13 protein-coding genes are annotated in these 21,221 nt (G+C 36.1%); 11 read left to right on the forward strand and 2 right to left on the reverse strand.

Going from position 1 to position 21,221, the window contains the following annotated elements; all coding sequences use genetic code 11:
* Window positions 1–116: 116 nt before the first annotated feature.
* A complete protein-coding gene (locus KI430_RS16170) occupies window positions 117–1,460 on the reverse strand; it encodes a sigma-54-dependent transcriptional regulator (RefSeq protein WP_248875938.1) in 1,344 nt (447 codons plus the stop codon).
* A gap of 352 nt (window positions 1,461–1,812) precedes the next feature.
* On the opposite strand from KI430_RS16170, the gene KI430_RS16175 reads away from it, so the two are divergent.
* The 11 genes from KI430_RS16175 (at window position 1,813) to KI430_RS16225 (ending at window position 19,446) form a co-directional block, all read left to right on the forward strand.
* Window positions 1,813–3,054 (forward strand): efflux RND transporter periplasmic adaptor subunit, encoded by a 1,242-nt coding sequence (locus tag KI430_RS16175; protein ID WP_248875939.1) that lies wholly within the window; start codon window positions 1,813–1,815, stop codon window positions 3,052–3,054.
* A gap of 43 nt (window positions 3,055–3,097) precedes the next feature.
* The gene (locus KI430_RS16180) at window positions 3,098–3,874 is read left to right on the forward strand and encodes a GIN domain-containing protein (RefSeq protein WP_248875940.1); all 777 of its coding nucleotides are present in this window, start codon (window positions 3,098–3,100) and stop codon (window positions 3,872–3,874) included.
* Window positions 3,875–3,909: 35 nt separating this feature from the next.
* On the forward strand, window positions 3,910–5,367 hold the full coding sequence (locus KI430_RS16185) for a DUF4932 domain-containing protein (RefSeq protein ID WP_248875941.1): 1,458 nt from the start codon (window positions 3,910–3,912) through the stop codon (window positions 5,365–5,367).
* A 21-nt stretch (window positions 5,368–5,388) separates the two neighbouring features.
* A complete protein-coding gene (locus tag KI430_RS16190; protein ID WP_072963168.1) occupies window positions 5,389–6,255 on the forward strand; it encodes an aspartyl protease family protein in 867 nt (288 codons plus the stop codon).
* Between the two features lie 14 nt (window positions 6,256–6,269).
* Window positions 6,270–6,992, forward strand: a complete 723-nt coding sequence (locus KI430_RS16195; RefSeq protein WP_120213337.1) for an ABC transporter ATP-binding protein — start codon at window positions 6,270–6,272, stop codon at window positions 6,990–6,992.
* Between the two features lie 83 nt (window positions 6,993–7,075).
* The gene (locus KI430_RS16200; protein ID WP_248875942.1) at window positions 7,076–9,490 is read left to right on the forward strand and encodes an ABC transporter permease; all 2,415 of its coding nucleotides are present in this window, start codon (window positions 7,076–7,078) and stop codon (window positions 9,488–9,490) included.
* Between the two features lie 93 nt (window positions 9,491–9,583).
* Entirely contained in the window at window positions 9,584–11,998 is a 2,415-nt protein-coding gene (locus KI430_RS16205; protein WP_248875943.1) for an ABC transporter permease, read from the forward strand.
* An 87-nt stretch (window positions 11,999–12,085) separates the two neighbouring features.
* Window positions 12,086–14,521: an ABC transporter permease gene (locus KI430_RS16210; RefSeq protein WP_248875944.1), complete on the forward strand. Its 2,436-nt coding sequence runs from the start codon at window positions 12,086–12,088 to the stop codon at window positions 14,519–14,521.
* Between the two features lies 1 nt (window position 14,522).
* Window positions 14,523–15,344: a GLPGLI family protein gene (locus KI430_RS16215; protein ID WP_248875945.1), complete on the forward strand. Its 822-nt coding sequence runs from the start codon at window positions 14,523–14,525 to the stop codon at window positions 15,342–15,344.
* A 21-nt stretch (window positions 15,345–15,365) separates the two neighbouring features.
* Window positions 15,366–16,655 (forward strand): TolC family protein, encoded by a 1,290-nt coding sequence (locus KI430_RS16220; protein WP_248875946.1) that lies wholly within the window; start codon window positions 15,366–15,368, stop codon window positions 16,653–16,655.
* 691 nt (window positions 16,656–17,346) lie between these two features.
* The gene (locus KI430_RS16225; protein ID WP_248875947.1) at window positions 17,347–19,446 is read left to right on the forward strand and encodes a type IA DNA topoisomerase; all 2,100 of its coding nucleotides are present in this window, start codon (window positions 17,347–17,349) and stop codon (window positions 19,444–19,446) included.
* A 115-nt stretch (window positions 19,447–19,561) separates the two neighbouring features.
* Here KI430_RS16225 and KI430_RS16230 read toward each other — a convergent pair whose 3' ends face one another.
* Window positions 19,562–21,049: a glycoside hydrolase family 28 protein gene (locus KI430_RS16230; protein ID WP_248875948.1), complete on the reverse strand. Its 1,488-nt coding sequence runs from the start codon at window positions 21,047–21,049 to the stop codon at window positions 19,562–19,564.
* Between the last annotated feature and the right edge of the window lie 172 nt (window positions 21,050–21,221).

Below are 21,221 nucleotides of genomic sequence, written 5' to 3' on the forward strand. Positions count from 1 at the left end.
ATATTTAAAAATTCAGAAATGAAGAAGTTATTGATTCTAAATTTAAGAATTGATAAATCAATTTGATTAAGAATTTTAAGTTGAAATATTTTACTTAACTTCTAAATGTTTTAAAATTAAAGCTCAAATTTTTCCATTCTTCTGTATAACGCTGCTCTAGATAATCCCAAATCTTCCGCCGCCAGAGAAATATTTCCACGGTGTTTCTTCAACGCTTTTTTAATCAGAATTTCTTCCATTTCTTCGATGTTCAGATTCACGATTGTATTTTCTGATTCTTCATCTTGGGGCATCAGCAATTTAAGACTTTTCTCGTTGGAAAGAATTACGCTTCGTTCGATGCAATGGTCGAGCTCACGGATATTTCCAGGCCAGGAGTAATGGGTTAATTCAGAAATTAAATTTTCATTTAAAGCCAAATCAGGTTTGTGATATTTCTGTTTGTATTTTTCTAAAAAATAATCAGCTAAAGTTGAAATATCTTCAATCCGTTCTCTCAAACTCGGAATATTCAATTCAACCGTATTGATTCTGTAATACAAATCCTTTCGGAAACGGTTTTCAGCAACGGCTTTTTTGAGGTTTTCATTGGTTGCAAAAATGAATCTCACATCCAACAAACGTTCTTTGCTTTCTCCGATTCTCGACAGTTTTCTGTTTTGAATCAAACTTAACAATTTAGTTTGGAGATGAAGCGGAAGATTTCCGATCTCATCAAGAAAAACGGTTCCGTTTTCGGCATTTTCGATTTTTCCGGCATAATCCTGATGCGCATCCGTAAATGCACCCTTTTTATAACCGAATAATTCCGATTCAAAAAGATTTTCCGAAAGACTTCCCAAATCGATATGAACAAAAGGCTGATTCTTCCTTTCCGACAATTCGTGAATGTGTTCTGCCAAAACATATTTTCCGGTTCCGTTTTCTCCCAAAAGCAAAACATTGGCATCGGTTGCAGAAACCCGTTCAATCTGGTCCATCACTTCCTGCATTGCCGGAGATTGGGTTTCCAATTGATATTGATTGGTTTTGATACTGATATTTTCCCATTGATTCAGCTTCTTATTTTTTCGGGAAATATCGACAGCCAAATTTACGGAAGCGTATAATTTTTCATTATTCCAGGGTTTTAGAATAAAATCGGAAGCACCGTTTTTCAGGGCTTCAACGGCTAATTCCACTTCACCGTAAGCCGTCATCAAGATAATCGGAAGCTGGGGTTCCAGCGTTTTGATTTCATTCATCCAATACAATCCGTCCTGTCCGTTTTCAAAACCTTTCCGGAAATTCATATCCAGAAGAACCGCATCCACTTGCTGTTCGGATAAAAATTTCAGAATATTCTTGGGCTGACTGAGACAGCTCACTTCCGTAAAAAACTTTTTGAGCCAGACTCTCGCCGAAAACAAAATATCTTCGTCATCATCCACAATTAAAATATGAGCTTCTTTTTTTCGCATTTAAAATTTAAATTTTGGCTAAAGCCTTTTTGTTTTGTCCACTTTTAAATGGGCTAAAGCCCATTCCTATTGATATTAATGCTAATTATTTTTAAGCATTAAAATTATATTTGTTTAAAAAAATCGAATTCTCGTGCCAGTGGAACGACAATTAAGTTATCAATTTTTCCTTAAAATAAAATGATTTATCATTTATAATTAATATGTCCGTTTCCGTACAAAAAGTGTCCGATAATGAACAGTTTTAAAATTAATAAAATTATATTTAATCACATTTACAGAGTGTTACAAGATTATAAATTTATGGTATTTACATTGTGTAATTATCTGTAAGTAAAACAGTTATCTAAATATGGATACGAAAATAGTAAAAAAGAAATCTAAACTAAAATTTGTCTCAATTATCATCATATCTGCATTAGCGGTTTCGGTTTTCGGATGGTATTTTTTGAATCAGAAAAAAACGTATAATGTAAAGTCAGAAGATATTACGATTGATGAAGTGACGAATGGAAAATTCGAAGATATGTTGATGGTAACTGCACAGACGCAATCTCTTAATTCTTCTCTTGTGAATGTTTTGGAAGGTGGCGCGGTAAAAGAAATTTTTGCGGAAGACGGACAAATGCTGACAAAAGGACAACCTATTGCAAGAGTTTACAATCCCAATACAGAATTCAATTACCTGAATCAGGAAACGGGGATTATGCAGCAGATCAGCCAGATGAGAAGTTCGCTTTTAGAATTGAAAAATCAGGAGTTTAGTCAGGATAAAGAATTATTGCAGTCTCAGAATGATTATAATACGGCGTTGCAGACTTTTAATCTTCAGAAAAGATTGTACGATGCGGAAATCGGAAAGAAAACCGATTATGATATTGCTTTACAAAATCTGAATTATCAGAAAGACAGAAAACGAATTGTTGAAAAAGGAGCTTCTAATGAGAAAACTTCGAGAAATGCCCAGTTTGCAGCCATCAATAATTCCATTAATCAGATGGAAAAAAGCTTGAATATTCTTCGTTCCAACAAAAATAATTTCCTGATAATGTCGCCGGCTTCGGGAAGGTTGTCGTCATTCAATATTTCTCTCGGACAAAATCTGACAAGTGGAGAAAGCATCGGGAAAATCGATTTGATGGGCGGTTACAAGTTGGTCGCAAAAGTGGATGAATATTATATTAATAAATTAACCAACGGAATCAAAGGAACGCTTGACAACAATGGAAAAGAATATGAAGTTATCATCACGAAGATTCTTCCGGAAGTGAAAGACGGACAGTTTTCTGTGGAACTGAATTTCATTGACGCAAAAATTTCAACCCTGAAAATAGGGATGACTTTCGGCGTAAAACTGAAATTATCTGCCGACACACAAAGTATGATGATTCCGAAAGGGAATTTCTACAAAGACACGAACGGGAAATGGATTTTTGTAGTGAAAAATAACAAAGCCGAAAAGCGAAACATCAGTCTCGGAAGAGAAAATCCTCTGTATTATGAAGTGGTTTCCGGACTGAAGCAAGGCGAGTCTGTCATTACTTCGGATTATTCTGAATTGAAAAAATATGAATTATTAGATATTCAAAAATAACAGTCAGAGCCTGATTATTAAATAAAACTAAAAAAATATAACGATGCAAAAACTATTATTACTATTAATAACAATGATTATCGGACTCTTTTTGTCCACAACAACATTGAAAGGAAATTATTTTTCGAATGGGATTCAGAAATCAGAAACAAAGACTTTTAATTTGAGTTCATTCAATGCTGTGAAAACTTCCCAGGCAATCGAAGTGGAAATTATAAAATCAGACGAAGAAAAAGCGGTTGCGACAAGCACGCATTTGTCAGAACTTAAAATCGAAGTGAAAAATAAAACGCTTTACATCCAATACAGACCTAATGTTTCGCTTCAGAATGCCGATACAAAAGTGGTTGTTTACGCAAAAGAGCTTGTAAAAGCAGAAGCCGGAAATGCCTCTTCTATAAAAGTGAAAAGTGTTTTTGAAACTGCTGAACAAACTTTTGAAAGCAATGGAAGCGGAAGAATTGTTGCAGATTCTAAAGCTTCGGTTGTTAATATCAATACCGATAGTGCAGGTGGATTTTCAGGAAAAATCAATACGAAAAATCTGAATGTTGATGCTAATTCTGCAAGTTCGGTAAAAATCAGCGGTTCTGCAGATAATGCGAAAATCAATGTGGATAGTGCAAGTTCTGTAGATGCCAAAAATATGAATATTCAAACTGCAAAAGCAACTGCAAGTGCGACATCATCGATAACTTTGAGTGTTTCAAAAGAATTAACCGCTTCTGCAAGTTCATTAGCTAAAATCAGATATAAAACATTGTCAGGAATTAAATTCTCTGCAAGCAGAAGTTCTGGAGGAACAATCGATTCAATTTAAAATAATAAACTATAAACCTAGAAAACTCAGATTAAATGAAGACCTTAAAGATGATTAATAAAAGCATTTTGACTTTGATGATGTTTTTATTGGCGGCAAATCTGAAATCTCAATCAAAAGTGGATGTGGAATTCAACCCAAATATTGCCACATATTCCATTGTCGAATATCTTGTAGCGAAGCATCAGGGAAGGCTTTTCTACATCGACGGGAAAGCGGACATCAGTCATTTACCTTTGGCAGATTTGGCGAACAGGGAAATGGAAAAATATGATAATTCGAAAATCATCAAAGCGATGCAGGATTATCTGCAGGTTGCCGGCCAGCAACAGGATTTGACTTATCAGGTTTTACTGAAGCACAATATTTTTCCTGCAAAAGGTTATGCTTACCAGATTGAGGAAAATGATAGTGCAAAGAAAGAAGCAGTGGAAAAATTCGCTGAACAGTTGAGAGAGTTTTATATCGAAAGAAATCTGGGAAAATTCTTCAAAGACCAGAGTCATTTTTTAGAAGGTGCAAAGAAAGAGGTCAGAAAAAATATTCCGGCTGGCTATATGGCTAAAATGGAGCAATATTATGGTGAGAAGTTTCTGGCTTACAGATTCTGGATTAATCCGTTGGATATTATGCCTAACATTTCGGTCTTCTGGCACGGCAACGGCCCAATGATTAAGTCTGACAAAGGGCAGATTGCCAATATGATCAGCAGTCCTTATCTTCCGCTGGAAAAGAAAAATAATATCAGGGATTATAAAGAATTTGGTTTCGATCATCCGGAAACGCTCAACTTTTTAATCACGCACGAGTTCGGTCATTCGTTTGTCAACCAGCATTTGGGCTCATATGAAGACAGGATTAACAAGAGCAGTAATCTGATGTCTGAGGCTCTTGTTGATAAGATGGCGATGCACGGTTATTCTTACTGGCCGTCTTGTGTTGCCGAGCATATCGTAAGAACAGGAGAAATCCGAATTGCGTTGGCTGATGGCAATCAGAAATTGGCTGAAAATTTACGAAAACAACATATGAATGACTATTCTTTTGTTCTGATTCCGGAATTTGAAAAGAAAATGGAAGTATATGAAAACAACAGGAAAAAATATCAATCGTTTAAAGAATTTGTTCCTGAATTACTAAATGTTTTGGATGAAACCAGTGTCGAAAAAGTGAGAACAAAATTGGGTTTATCTAATGTAAAATACGAAGTGAATTTAACGGTAAATGTTCCCGAAAACAGCGGTGATGTTTATATTACAGGTAATCAGTCAAGCATCGGGAATTGGAATCCTAACGTCATTAAACTTAATAAAACCGGTGAAACAACCAGACAAATTACATTCAAAACTTACCCTGATTTGAAATTCAAATTAACCAAAGGAAGCTGGGAAACGGAAGGGGAAATCGACGTAATCGAAGAAGGGAAAGATGTTTCTTTGTCACTGGATAAAAATACAAGTCTGAATTACACGGTGAAAAACTGGAAACAATAATTAAACAATCAATAAACTAAAATGCAAAATCGATTATTGTTTTTAATTACAGTCATTATAGGTCTTTTTGTTAAAGGGCAAAGTATTGATTTTAAATGGGAAAAAGATTCTATTAACGGGAAATTGGTTGATAAAATCGCAATGAGCGTGCCTTTCACTATCGAAAACAAAACGTATCGGTTTCAATTTGATTTAGGCGCCAATACGACTTTAATCTATGATAAATGTTTTGAAAAAACAGAGTTCATTAAAAATAAGAAAGTAGAAGAAGCAATGGAAGCAGCCGGACACAAAGTTTTCACTGTCGATCATCAGAATTTCAGTGTTGGAAAATTAAAAATTGAGAATTATAAACTTAACGGGCTTTTGAACTTCGAACAGGAGGAAGCTTGCGGTGTTGTAGGAGCAGATTTGTTTCAAAATAAATATCTGATTATTGATTTTCCTAACCAAAAAATAACTGTAAGTGAACAATTAAAAACCACTAAAAAAATTGATCTTGTTGACATCAAGATTATCAATAACAAACCGATTCTTCCGGTAGAGATTGATGGCAAAGTGTATCATTTTCAGTATGATACGGGCGCAAGTATTTTTCCAATAGTTTCTTATAAAAAGAATTTTCAAGACTTAATTGATTCATCCAAAATTATTGAAAACTTTAATATCAGAAATTTTAATAATCCTCTGGTTGTAAAAGCAATAGAAACCAATAAAAATGTGATCATCGGAAAATCGTCATTCAGTACCAAAGAGTTTTGGTTTACAGACGAAGATTACTTTTCCTTTGAACAACAGGGGCTCGACGGAGTAATGGGAAATGTTTTTTTCCTCGACAAAACAATAGTCATTGACTTTAAAAATAAAAAATTCGGAATCATAATTTAAAAAAATATACTACAATGATAAACATTCAAAACCTTTCAAAAGTCTATAAAACTGAAGATGTCCAAACCAATGCGCTTAACAATGTAAGCCTGCAAATCAAAGAAGGCGAATTCGTTGCGATAATGGGACCTTCCGGTTGTGGAAAATCCACTTTTCTTAATATTCTTGGACTTTTGGACAGCGCTTCTTCAGGTTCTTACCAATTTGAATCGGTTGAAACTATTGGAACATCTGAAAAGAAAAAATCAGAGATCAGAAAGAAAAATATCGGTTTCATTTTCCAGAATTTTAATCTGATTGATGAATTGACAGTTTACGAAAACATTGAATTGCCATTAATTTACAACGGTGTTTCTTCCTCGGAAAGAAAAAGAAGAGTGGAAGAGATTATGGAGAAAATCAATATCGCTCACAGGGCAAAACATTATCCACAGCAGCTTTCCGGAGGTCAACAACAGAGAGCAGCGGTTGCAAGAGCTTTGGTAACAAGACCAAAATTAATTTTGGCCGATGAGCCAACCGGAAACCTCGACAGCTCCAATGGAAATGAAGTAATGAATCTCCTTGCAGAACTCCATAGAGAAGGTTCTACGATTGCAATGGTAACGCACTCGTCTTACGATGCAGGTTACGCTTCCAGAATCGTGAATATGAAAGACGGCGAGATTTTCTCCGAAGAACACTCTTCGCAGAGAAAAGATGTTTTCGAAAAAGCAGACGCAAAAAACTTCGAATAATTGTTAAATAAGGATGTCTGATGATGGATGTTAGGTGAAAAATTTCCGACATCCAGCATCCTTCCTGCAACAAAAAAATAATTATGTTTAAAAATTGGCTCAAAATTGCCTTCATCAATTATAAAAAGAACTGGTTGTCTACCATCATTAATTTGTTTGGTTTAACCATCGGTTTGACAGGATTTATGCTCATCCTAATGCACTGGAATGACGAAGAATCCTTTGAAAAATGGAATCCGAAAAAGGATGACATCTATTATTTCCAGACTTATTACAAAAAAGATAATGTTTATGGAGGTGCTATCTCAATTCCTTTGGCAGAAAATGCATTAAAACGAATCTCGGAAATCGAAGATTATGTTTTGATGAACGGTTCTGATATGTCCTACAAAATGACCACCAAACATACGACGGCTTATCAGAAAGGCGGGATGTCGGTCACAGAGAATTTTTTCAACTTGTTCCCATTCAAATTAGTTGCCGGGAGCTATAAAGACGTTCTCAAAAATGATAACAACATTGCTATTTCTAATGTTGTGGCAAAGAATCTTTTCGGAAAAACGGATGTCGCAGGCGAAACGATAAAAATTAATACAACAGATTATATTGTTACTGCAGTCTATGAACTGCCGACCGGAAACAGCCAGATGAAGCCTGATTTTGTTTATAAACCTGCTGAGCAAATCAAAAATGATAAAGAAGCTTGGGGAAACTTCAATTATGCCAGCTTTTTTTTACTGAAAAAAGGCGCTGATCCAAGAAGCTTTGAGAAAAAATTCCTGGATATTATTATGCTTCGGGCAAAAATAAACTCTAAAGGTTCCGGAATGACACCTCAGCAGTTTATTGATACTTACGGACCGACAGATACATTGCTAACTCCGCTTGATAAGATAAAACTGCATTCAGAATCTACCTGGTTCGGGAAACCGGATTTCAAATCGTTGATGATTCTGTTTACTTTATCTGTTCTGATTGTAATTTTATCGGCCATTAATTTTATTAACCTTAAAACAGCGCAGGCTTCACAGCGAGCGAAAGAAATTGGGGTTAGAAAAGCGATTGGAAGTACAAAATCCAGTCTGGTTCTGCAGTTTTTGATGGAAACTTTCCTGATTTGTTTTGCATCTTATCTTTTATCATTAGCGCTCACAGAAATTCTTTTGCCAAGTCTTAATAAGTTTTATAATAAGGAAATTGTGATGAACGACTGGCATATTTACTTCTATTCATTGGTGATGGTTGTTTTGGTTACGATAATTTCCGGTCTTATTCCTGCTTTATATTTATCCAATTTCAAAGCCATAGAAACCCTGAAAGGAAACTTTGCAAGAAGCAGAAACGGTGTTTGGCTCAGAAACGGAATTCTGACTTTGCAATTAATCATTTCGTCATTCTTTATCATCGGTGGATTGATTGTCAACCAGCAGGTAAAGCATATGATGAACAAAGATTTAGGTTTCAATGGAAATCAGATTTTTCAGATAAATTTCAATGAATTCAACAACGGGAAACCTTGGCTGAAATATGAAAGACTGAGAACAGAAATGGCTAAAATACCGGGTGTAGAAAGTATTTCTTTTTCAGAAGCGCCTCCGGGAAGCAACAATCAAAGCAGCTCGAATATGGATTATCTGAATACCAGTATTCAGGCTCGCCACGGTTCTATAGACTACAATTATCTTCAGTTTATGAATGTTAAACTTCTGAAAGGACGTTTTCTAAATCCTAAATTATCATCAGATACAATTGACAATGCATTGGTTAATGAAGCATTTTTGAGAAAGTTCGGATGGACCAATGAGCAGGCAATGAAAAGGGAAGTCAGACCGGGATTCGATAACAAGCCTTACCATATCATAGGAATTGTGAAAGATTTCAACATCAGAAGTTTGAAAAGCGAAGTAGAGCCGATGATATTCTTCCACTACAGAGAAACCGAATGGAAACGATACAATGTAAGTAATATTCAATTAAAATTAAAAGCAAACGATATCGACGGAACTGTAAAAAGATTGAAAACCTATTGGCAGAATAATGTAGAACCGGGTTATCCATTCAATTCTTATTTTATTGATAAGCAATTTGCCAAAACTTTTGAAACTTATCAGAAACAGCAGACACTTTTCACCATCCTGAACGCAATGGTTTTGATGGTAGCTTTATTAGGATTATTCGCTTTGTCTTCATTAATGATTGAACAGAAACTGAAAGATGTGGCGATTAGAAAAACACTGGGCGCATCAGACGGAACTTTAATTTTTGGTTTGACGAAACAATTTCTTTGGATTACGTTAATTGCGGTTCTAATAAGTATTCCGATCAGTTATTATCTGATGAACGAATGGCTGAAAGATTTCGCGTACCGAATTGATATGCCGGTTTTCCCATTCATTCTGAGTATGATTTTATTATTGATACTGACTTTTGCAGTCGTAAGTATCAAAGCTTATCAGGCAACGAAAGTGAATTTAGTTAAATATTTGAAATACGAATAAAGATGGAAGCTAGAAGATAGATGCTGGAAGTTTTTCCATATAATAATTAACATCCATCTCCCCTCATCCATCTTCCAACCTAAAAACGAAACTATGCTAAACAACTGGCTCAAAATAGCATTCATCAATTACAAAAAAAACTGGCTTTCCACCATCATTAATTTATTTGGATTAACGATTGGACTGACAGGATTTATGCTCATCCTGATGCATTGGAATGATGAAGAATCCTACGAAAGATGGAATCCAAAAAAGGAAAACATCTACGCTTTCCAAACTCATAACAAAGCAGAAAATACCTACGGAAATAATATTTCTGTTCCAATGGCAGAGCGAGCTATAAAAGTGATTCCGGAGGTTAAGGATTTTGTCTTGTTCAATGGCTCGGGGATGGGTTATAAAATGACTACGAAAGTCAAAACTGTTTATCAGGGTGAAGGAATGTCGGCTTCAGAAAGTTTTTTCAATTTCTTCCCGTTCAGATTGGTCTCCGGAAGCTATAAAGATGCTCTGAAGGGTGATAAAGTAATGGCACTTTCCACAAAAGCAGCCAAAAATCTCTTCGGTAAAACCAATGTTGCAGGAGAAACTGTGAAAATCAATAATAAAAGTTTTGTTGTAACCGCAGTTTATGAATTGCCGGAAGCAAACAGCCAGATAAAACCGGATTTTATCTTCTCGCCGTATGAGCAGATGAAGGGTGATAAAGAACAATGGGGGAATTTCAATTACGGCTGTTTCTTTTTGCTGAAACCCGGAACAGATGTAGAAGCTTTACAACAGAAATTCTACGACAATATCTTTTTGTATAGAGCAAAAATCAGTGCGCAAGGTGCAGGGGTTACACCGCAAAAATATCTGGAATTGTACGGTCCTACAGGAAGTTTGTTTACGCCGATTGACAAGATAAAACTGCACGCCAAAGCCTCTTGGTTTGGAAATGGAGATTTCAAAACGATGATGATTCTGTTTACGCTTTCTGTTTTGATCGTTGTTTTATCAGCCATTAATTTTATTAATCTTAAAACCGCTCAGGCATCTCAGCGTGCTAAAGAAATCGGCGTCAGAAAAGCAATTGGAAGTACCAAATCCAATCTTGTTCTTCAGTTTTTGTTGGAAACTTTTGTGATCTGTTTGGCGTCATATCTTTTGTCTTTGGCTTTAACAGAGCTTCTTTTACCAAGCTTCAACAAGTTTTACAACAAGGAAATCGTGATGAATGACTGGCATATTTACTTCTATTCATTCTTAATGGTTTTGGCGGTTACATTGATTTCGGGATTGATTCCTGCTACTTATTTAGCCAACTTCAAAGCTATTGAAACGTTAAAAGGAAATTTCGCCAGAAGTAAACACGGTATTTGGCTACGAAACGGGATTTTGACATTGCAATTAATCATTTCGTCATTCTTTATCATTGGTGGTTTAATCGTTAACAAGCAGGTGAAATATATGATGGATAAAGACTTGGGCTTCAGCGGGAAGCAGGTTTTCCTGATTAATTTCAGTGAAAATAGCGACAAGCCCTGGCTGAAATATGAGCGCATCAAAAATGAAATGAGAAAAATAGGAGGTGTTGCCGATGTGTCTTATGGAGAAGCGGTTCCGGGAAGCGGGAGATTCAGCAATTCTAATATAGATTATATGGACAAAAGCATCTTTGCGCAGCACGGTTCTATGGATTATAATTACCTCCAGTTTATGGATATAAAGCTTAAAAAGGGACGTTGGCTCAATCCGGATCTTGCTTCCGATACTATTACCAATGTCTTGGTCAATGAAGCTTTTGTGAACAAATTCGGTTGGACGGATGATCAGGCATTTAAGAATGAAGTTCGCCCGGGATTCGATAACAGACCTTACCATATTGTAGGGATTGTAAAGGATTTCAACGTTCTGAATCCCCGAAGAGCTATTGAACCCATTGTATTTTTCCATTACAGAGAAACAGATTGGAAACGATACAATGTCTATAACATCCAGTTGAAAATAAAACCGGACGATATCGATGGAACGGTAAAAAGAATAAAGTCTTATTGGCAGAAAAATGTAGAGCCAGGTTATCCTTTTGATTCTTATTTTATCGATAAAAAATTCGCTGAAAGTTTTGTTAAATATCAGAAACAGCAAACACTTTTCACCATCCTGAACGCAATGGTTTTGATGGTAGCTTTATTAGGCTTATTCGCATTGTCATCATTAATGATCGAGCAGAAGCTGAAAGATGTTGCCATTAGAAAAACTTTAGGCGCATCAGACGGAACTTTAATTTTTGGGTTGACGAAGCAATTCCTTTGGATTACGTTCATTGCAGTTCTAATAAGTATTCCGATCAGTTATTATCTGATGAATGAATGGCTCAAGGATTTCGATTACCGAATTGATATGCCGGTTTTCCCGTTCGTCCTTAGTTTGATTTCTCTATTGATACTGACTTTTGCAGTCGTAAGCATAAAAGCCTACCAAGCTACAAAAGTGAATCTTGTGAAATATCTGAAATATGAATAAAAATTCGTTGATGGTTGTCGGTTGATAGTTGATAGAAACTCTCCCGACAGCCAACAACTGACAACTGACAACTAACAACTGACAACTATGCTGAAAAACTGGCTCAAAATAGCATTCATCAATTACAGAAAAAACTGGCTTTCCACCATCATCAATATTTTGGGATTGGGTGTTGGGTTGTGTGTTTTCCTTTTGATATTTATCCATTGGCAGGATGAGAAGTCCTATGAGCAGCATAATCCTAATAAGGACAAGATCTATTTTATAGAAAATGGAAATGCTTCTTTCGGGATTATGCCTTCTTCCAGTTATCCGGAATTGACAGTATCGAAAGAGAAATTTTCTGAGATAGAAGATTATGCGATTGCCAATTCTTGGAGCCATTACAAGACAAGACTTATTGCAGGGAAGAATTCAGCTTATACTTCATCTTGCCGGGCTTCGGGTTCTTATTTTGATTTTTTTCCATTCGAAAGAATTGCGGGAAGTTTCAAAAATGCCATCAGTGAAGATAATAAAATGGCTCTTTCTGTGGAAACTGCAAAGTCATTATTCGGAGACGAGTATCAGAATTGTATTGGCAAAACGGTTAAAATTGATGATTCCCAGAATAAAGAATATGTGATTACGGCAGTTTATAAAAACCCTGCAGAAAATTCTGTTTTCAAACCTGGTTTTATAATGAAACATCCTGATATTGGAAAACAGAATAATTCGCAATGGACCAATTACAGTTATATAGGTTATTTCAAAATTAAACCAGGGACTGATATTCAAAATTTGGAGAAAAAACTTTCCGACCAGCAGGCTGCTCAGGAAAGGATTTTGTCAGAAAAATGGGGCGAGAAATATGATGAAAAAAATAGTGCGAAAGTTTATTTGACACCGATCAGCAAAATGAAATTGGAGGCCAAAAGTGAAGGTGTGCAGAAAGGTGATAAAAAATCAATTATAATTTTATTGAGTTTATCTGCATTAATTTTGTTGCTGTCGGGAATTAATTTAATCAATTTGAAAACGGCGCAGGCTTCTCAAAGAGCTAAGGAAGTGGGTGTGAGAAAAGTGGTTGGAAGTACAAAATCGAAACTGGTTTTACAGTTCCTATTGGAAACATTTATGATTTGTTTTGTAGCTTATATTGTAGCTTTTGCGATGGTTGAACTCCTGCTTCCCAATTATAACAAATTTCTAAACAAAGCAATCAAACTGGATGACCCGAGTCTATTTATCTACACAGGATTATTATTGATTGTTTTTTCCTTGATTTCAGGTTTGATTCCGGCACTTTACCTTGCTAATTTCAAACCAATCAATACTTTGAAAGGCAATTTCGCCAGAAGCCGACACGGTATTTGGCTAAGAAATTCTATTCTGACTTTGCAGTTGATTATCTCATCATTTTTCATTATTTGTTCCTTGGTTATTCATACTCAGGTCAATTATATGATGAATAAAGATTTGGGATTCAAAGGAGACCAAGTCATTAATATTCAATTCAAAAAAACGGATTGGCAGAATGATTATAATTCAAAAAAATATATTCGACTGAAAAATGAAGTTTCAAAAATAGCAGGTGTTGAAGACATCACAGGTTCTATCAACTCCATAGGTATGGGATTTTCGAATGCTTCCGTTGTAAGAAGTGCATTAGATACACTCAAGTCCGTGGAAAATGTTATCGTAGGTGCAATTGATTATAATTATTTCAAATTCTACAAAATCAAATTTGCTTCCGGGCGAGATATGGATTTACGTTTTGCTTCTGACACGATTTCCGGAGCGATTGCCAATGAAACTTTCATTAAGAAAATGGGCTGGAATCAGAATCAGGCGCTTGGAAAAGAATTGATTACAGGTTGGGAAGAAAAAGGTCACAATTATAAAATCATTGGTGTTGTCAAAGATTTCTATATGACGGGAATGGATAAACCGATTGAACCAATGGTATTTTTCAATTATGATAGAAACTGGGCAAAAAATAATATGGGAAATCTCCAGATAAAAATCTCAGGTAATGATATCAATGGAACCCTTGAACGAATCAAAGAATTCTGGACAACTAAAGCAGAACCTGGTTATCCTTACGATTTCGAATTTGTAGATAAACAATTTGCTAAAACATATGAGAAATTCCAGAAGCAGCAGACCTTGTTCACCACTTTGAACATTGTGGTTCTGGTGATTGCATTATTAGGATTATTCGCTTTATCATCATTATTAATAGAGCAAAAACTGAAAGACGTTGCTATCAAAAAGACTTTAGGTGCAGACGAAAGAACAATTGTTTGGGATCTAACGAAAAGATTTCTATTGATTTGTGTGATAGCGGTTTTAATAAGTATGCCTTTCGGATATTACGCGATGAACGAATGGCTGAAGGATTTCGCTTACCGAATCGATATGCCGGTTTGGCCTTATGTTTTAAGTTTGCTTTTATTATTGATTCTGACATTTATAGTCGTGAGTTTCAAAGCTTACAGAGCAACCAAAATCAACCTTGTTAAATACTTGAAATACGAATAAAATGAAAAAAATAATCATCTTAATATTTACATTAATTATCAATCTATTTTTCGCACAGACCAACAGATTCATTTACGAAATGGAAATGAAACTTAAGGATAAACCAATGAAAATGAATATGGTTTTGGACATTGATAAAGATTATACAAAATTTTACGATTACGATTTTCTAAAAAATGATTCTATCAGCAAGAAAACCGGGGAAAATTGGCAGACCAATACACAATCTGACCAGTTGATTCTGAGAAAAGCTAATTCCAACGAGAACAGAGCTTTTCACGACAATATGTTCGATTATTTTGTAATTGACTCCAAAGACGAAATGAATTGGAAAATCGAAAAAGAAACCAAAAAAAGTGCTGAATATTCATTACAAAAAGCAACCACGGATTTCGGTGGAAGAAAATGGACTGCTTGGTTTTGTTCAGCCATTCCTTTTCACGAAGGACCTTACAAATTCAGAGGTTTGCCAGGATTGATTTTCGAACTGCAGGATGATAAAGGTGATTACAATTACACATTGTCAAAAAGCATCAATCTTCCCGAGACTTTTGTAACCACTAATTTTCTGGAAACCCATTATGGGAATCAGCCTGTTAAAGTGACTTTGAAACAATTCCAAAAAGTAAAGCTCGATTATTACAGTGACCCGGTTGCCGAGATGAGAAATAATCTGAAAACTGGCGGAACGGTGATTATTGGAGGAGAGAAAATCACAAGTCAGGAACAGCTTGACCAGAAAAGGAAATTCATTCAGGAGAGCATCAAAAATTATTATAATCCGATAGAATTGGACAAAACGATTCCATATCCCAAAAATTAAAATTGTCAACGACAAACTATTATGAAAAAATTACTCTTCATATTATTAATCAATCTTCTTCCCGCTCAGCAGAGTTGGACACTCCAACAATGTCTGGATTATGCTTCAGCCAATCATCCATTGGTAAAACAATCTGCGGTTAATATTCAGAAAAATGAAAGACAGATTTCTGCTGCAAAAGGAATGTTGTTGCCGTCTGTTGATGCTGGAGTCAATCACAATTATAATTTCGGAAACGGAATCAATCAGCAGAATAACCAGCGTGAAGCGATTAATACGCAAACGGATAATCTCTATGCACAGGCTAATTGGGAACTGTTGAACTGGCGGAATTACCTCAATATTTCTTTGTCCAAAATCAACAAGGAAAGTTCGACTTTCAAAATGAAACAGGCTCAGAATGAAGTTAGACTGAATGTCATTCAGATGTTTTTCACTTATCAGAACAGCAAAAGCTGGCTCGAGGTTTTAGAAACACAGCTTTCCGGAATCGAAGACCAGATTAAAAGGACCGAGAAAGAAGTCGAAATCGGGAACCGCCCGAAAAGTGACATTTACGATATCAAAGCCAACCTTGGAACAATGCAGGAACAATGGGTTTCTGCGAAAAATCAGAGAGACCTTTCTAAAATTAATTTATTAAATTCTTTGGCGATTACAAAAGATACGCTGGATTTTACAATAGCCGAAGAAAATCTGGCAAGTTCAAATTTTAACGATGCTAATTTCATCCAAAATCTTCTGGAAAAAAATCCGGCTTATCAAACGACTCTCGCAGAAATCAAAGCCCAGCAGAAAAGTGTAGAGGTTGCAAAATCCGGCTATTTGCCAACCTTGAACGGCTCTTACATCTGGTCAAGTTTTTATAACAAAGTCTTGGGACAGCCAGCTCCGTCCAATTTTTCAGACCAAATCAAAACCAACAAAAACCAGCAATTAAGTTTCGGACTCAATATTCCGATTTTCAACAAACTGCAGGTTAAAAACAATGTCGAGATTGCCAAACTGAATGTCATCAATTCCAATTATGATAAAGATATTGTCATTAATGATTTGACAAAAAGCATCAATTCCATCAAAGCCCAATTCCTGAATGCTCAGGAAAAATACAATCTTTTGGAAGCCAATTTCGAAAACCAAAAATTATCATTCCAGAAATCCGAAGAAAAATACAAAGAAGGATTAATGGATGCCTACACATTTTTCGTAGTAAGGAACAACTGGCTTCAGGCGAATTATAACTTGATTAACAGCAAAAATGACGTTGTCCAGCAGACAGAACTGCTTAAAGTTTTTGAAACTGGCTTATAACATTTAGATTCACAATGTCAGTCTGAGTATTTCGACTACGCTCAATATAAACTACGTCGAAGACTTTCATCAAAAAATTCTTATTATTATTATTTTCTTATGAATCCTTCCAAAGACTCACACTTTGGAGGGATTTTTTATTGAAAATTATTTGACTTTGTGGAACCAATTCGTTAGGTTTGGGCGCCTTTATCCGCCTTCCGCTCCCAATCTTTTCACTCCACTACGTTGCGTAAAAAGGATTTCCGCTCAAGTCGGGGCGCAAATTCAGCATAAAACAATATTAGTCATAGTACATAATGTTTGGCATTCCGTAGGAAACCTAACAAAGCCGTTCGACGGAGTCAATTTCAGCAGTCTAGATTCCTACGGAATGAAGAACTGGATGTTTTTAATTTTATTTCTTTGATGAGCGAAGCATCTTGCGACCCCTAAAAATATTTTCAATAATAATAAAAAAATCTTTGCACTCTTTGCGTTCAAAAATAAAAATTAATTCCAATTTTAATATAAGCGAAGTGCCTATGTGAACCCTAAAATGTTTTCAATCAATTAATAAAATCTTTATGAACTTTGTGTTCAAAATCCCTCGCTTTTTAAATTTAAAAATCGCATTTTTGCAAACCTTCTCAAGCATAATCAATGAAACGTCTTGACGTTCCATCTGGCTTTAACAACAATAAAAATTAAGATGAAACTTTGTATTGCCGAAAAACCAAGCGTTGCGCGTGATATAGCCAAAGTTTTGGGCGCTACAACTCCCAAAAGCGGTTATATGGAGGGAAACGGCTATTGCGTTACCTGGACTTTCGGTCATCTTTGTACTTTGAAAGAACCGCACGATTACGCTGAGCATTACAAATCCTGGGATTTGATTTTTTTGCCTATAATTCCCAAAAACTTTGGAATAAAATTAATTCCCAATAATGGTGTTGAGAAACAATTTCAAACCATAGAAAAACTGGTTCAGGAATGTGATGAGGTCATTAACTGTGGGGATGCCGGGCAAGAAGGAGAATTGATTCAGCGTTGGGTTTTGCAGAAAGCGAAATGTGACAAACCAATGAAGCGGTTATGGATTTCTTCTTTGACAGAAGATGCCATAAAAGAAGGCTTTGAAAATCTGAAACCGGCTGATGACTACAAAAATCTTTATTTGGCAGGTAATGCCAGAGCTATTGGCGATTGGCTTTTGGGAATCAATGCAACACGATTATTCACGAAAAGATTTGGTGGCAATAAAGGTGTTTTGTCGATTGGACGAGTTCAGACACCAACTTTGGCGATGCTTGTTCAACGTCAAAAAGAGATTGACGCTTTTACGCAGGAAGAATATTGGGAACTCAAAACCAAATACCGGGATGTGCTTTTCAGTGCGTCAATTGACCGATTGAAATCGTTGGAAAAAGCAGAACGAGGCCTGGAATATCTTAAACAGAATCAATTTGAGATTGTCTCTTTTGAAATCAAAGAAGGAAAAGAAAAAAATCCGAGATTATTCGATTTGACGGGGCTTCAGGTTGAAGCGAATAAAAAATACGGTTTCTCTGCAGAACAGACTTTGAATTACATTCAAAGTCTTTATGAGAAAAAATACACCACTTACCCAAGAGTTGACACCACTTATTTATCTGAAAATCTTTATCCGAAAATTGACGGGATTCTAAGAAGTATGACTATTTATTCGGAGTTTACAGCGCCGTTGCTGGCTCAGCCTATTCCGAAAACAAAAGCAGTTTTTGATGATACGAAAGTGACCGACCACCACGCCATTATTCCGACAGAAATTCCGCCTTCGTCCAATCTTAGTAGAGAAGAGAAGCTGGTTTATGATTTGGTAGCGAGACGCTTCATCGCTGTTTTTTATCCTGAATGTAAAATTTCAAATACTTTAGTAGAAGGTCAGGTTGGAACGATTCCTTTCAAAGCTTCTGGAAAACAAATTTTGGAACCGGGCTGGAGAATCATTTATGCCAAAGACAAAAAAGAAGAAAAGGACGAAAAAGATAAAGACGAGGAACAAACAATTCCCGAGTTCACTGCTGGTGAAAAAGGAGACCACGAGCCATTGATTCATCAGGGAAAAACTTCGCCCCCAAAACCTTACACAGAAGCAACTTTGCTAAGAGCAATGGAAACGGCTGGGAAACAGGTTGAAGATGAAGAATTGCGTGAAATGCTCAAGAATAACGGCATCGGAAGACCGTCAACACGAGCAAATATCATCGAGACACTTTTCAAAAGAAAATACATCGAGAAGAAACGTAAAAATCTCATTGCCACCCAAACTGGAATCGAATTAATCGACACGATAGAAGACGAGCTTCTCAAAAGTCCGGAACTTACGGGAGAATGGGAATCAAAACTGAGAAAAATCGAAAAAGGGGAGTATGAGGCCAATCAGTTCAAAGAAGAATTGATAGAAATGGTAACGGATTTGACGGATAAAGTTGTCAATGGGAAATCTAAAGTTATCGCATTTCACGAGGAGAAAAAAGTAACTCCAAAAGAAAAAAGGCCAAGAGCAAAAACCGAGATTGTCTGGGAAGAAACACAATGCCCAAAGTGTAAATCTAACAATCTGATGAAAGGCAAAACCGCCGTTGGCTGTTCCGATTATAAAGGTTGTGGTTTCAAAGTTCCATTCGAAATATTGGGGAAAAAATTATCAGAAAAACAACTTCAGGATTTGATTCTGAAAAACAAAACTTCCAAACTGAAAGGCTTTACAGGTGAACAGGAAGAAGGTGTTCTAATCATAAACGAAGATTTTTCAATTAGTATAAAATAAAAACCCTTTCAGATTTTTAATATCCAAAAGGGTTTTATAATATTTTTATCTCGCCGATTTTACAGATTAGGCTGATGAATCTGCAAAATTTGCCAAATCTGCGAGGGCTAAAAGACTACTTCACAACAATTGCCTTTTTCAAACCACTATCGATTTTATAGTCAGTCGAGTTATTGATTTTCACATTTTCGAAAACAATATTCTGAGCGTTCTTACCAACAATTCCTTTCTTACTCATGATATTCAAGTTTTTAAAAAAAAGATTCTCAATCAGTTTTTCAGGAAGTCCATTAAAGCTAAACGCAGTTTCAGACGAAGAACAATTCACATTACTCACATAAAAATCGTGGAAATAAGGCACTTTTTCGCCCGTATGTTGTGCTGCTTCACTTTCTTTGGTGCTTCCAACAGGTGCGTCTGCATAGAATGTATCAAACAAAACTGCTTCTTTGATAATGTTTTTCATTTCAATATTATCGATGAAAATTTGGCTCACATCGCCGCCTCTTCCCGAGTTACTTTTCACACGAATTCCGATGTCGGTTCCATCGAAAGTACAGTTCGTAACGTAGATATTTTTCATTCCGCCATCGGTGTTACTTCCAATGACAAAACCGCCGTGACCTTCATTCACAGTACATTCTGCGATGATGACGTTTTGTAAAAGTGCTTCTCCATTTTTCGGGGTTCCGCTCGATTTCATACAGATTCCGTCGTCGCCTGCACTCACTTTGGTGTTGTAGATAATCACGTTTTTTGAAGCGCTGATATCAATTCCGTCACCATTTTGAGCCCATTTTGGATTATAAACCGTTGTATTTCTAATCACAAGATTCGTAATTTGTTTTGGATTAATCACAAACTTTGGCGAGTTTCTGAATGTTGGTCCGTCAATCAAAAGATTCGTCACTTTTGATAAAGTGAACATCATTGGTCTCAAGAAATGATGAAGTTGCTCGTACATATCAATCGTTGCATTCGGCATTTTGGTAATCACTTTGGCCAGTTCTTCCCCACGTTTTGCCGCTTCGCTTGGATACCAGATTTTCCCGTCATCACTCAACACGCTCCCAGATTTTGCAACCAACTCCTGCCATTGTCCTGCTGTAGTTTTAAATTTTTTCACAGGTCGCCACGCTTCTCCGGCTCCATCGAAAATTCCTTTTCCTGTAAACGAAACGTCTTTCAGATTATTTCCCCAAATCGGTGGTGTCACTTCAAATTTCCCTGACGAAGTTTCTCTCATAGGAAATTGCTTAATATCGCTGCTGAACTGCACAATCGCACCTTCTTCTACGTGAAAATCGATTTTACTTTTTAATTCGATGGGACCTGTTAACCAAGTTCCGGCAGGAACAACTAATCTTCCACCACCATTTTGAGCAATCGCAGAAATCGCTTTTTCAAAAGCTTTTGTGTTTAATGTTTTTCCATCGGCAACACCTCCAAAATCCTTAAAGTTATAATCCTTTTGAGGAATTGTCGGCAAAACCATTTCTCCAAATTTGAAAGGCGCTTTTTCAATGTAATAATTAATGTCGTTTTTCTGTGCAGAAATTATTGCTGCAAAAGAAAATGCAAGACCTATTAAAAGTTTTTTCATTGTTTATCTATGTAATTTATTCTATTCTAAATTTTTGTTTAGGCATCTTATCCCCCTGCAGTTTATCCTGAGCTTGTCGAAGGGCTTCCAATCTTTTCTCCACTTCTTTGCGTAAAAAGGATTTTCGCTCAAGTCGAACTGTGAGTAATTCTACGTTCTTGGATTGTATTTA

The sequence above is a fragment of the Epilithonimonas zeae genome, assembly GCF_023278365.1.
GTDB lineage: Bacteria > Bacteroidota > Bacteroidia > Flavobacteriales > Weeksellaceae > Epilithonimonas > Epilithonimonas zeae_A.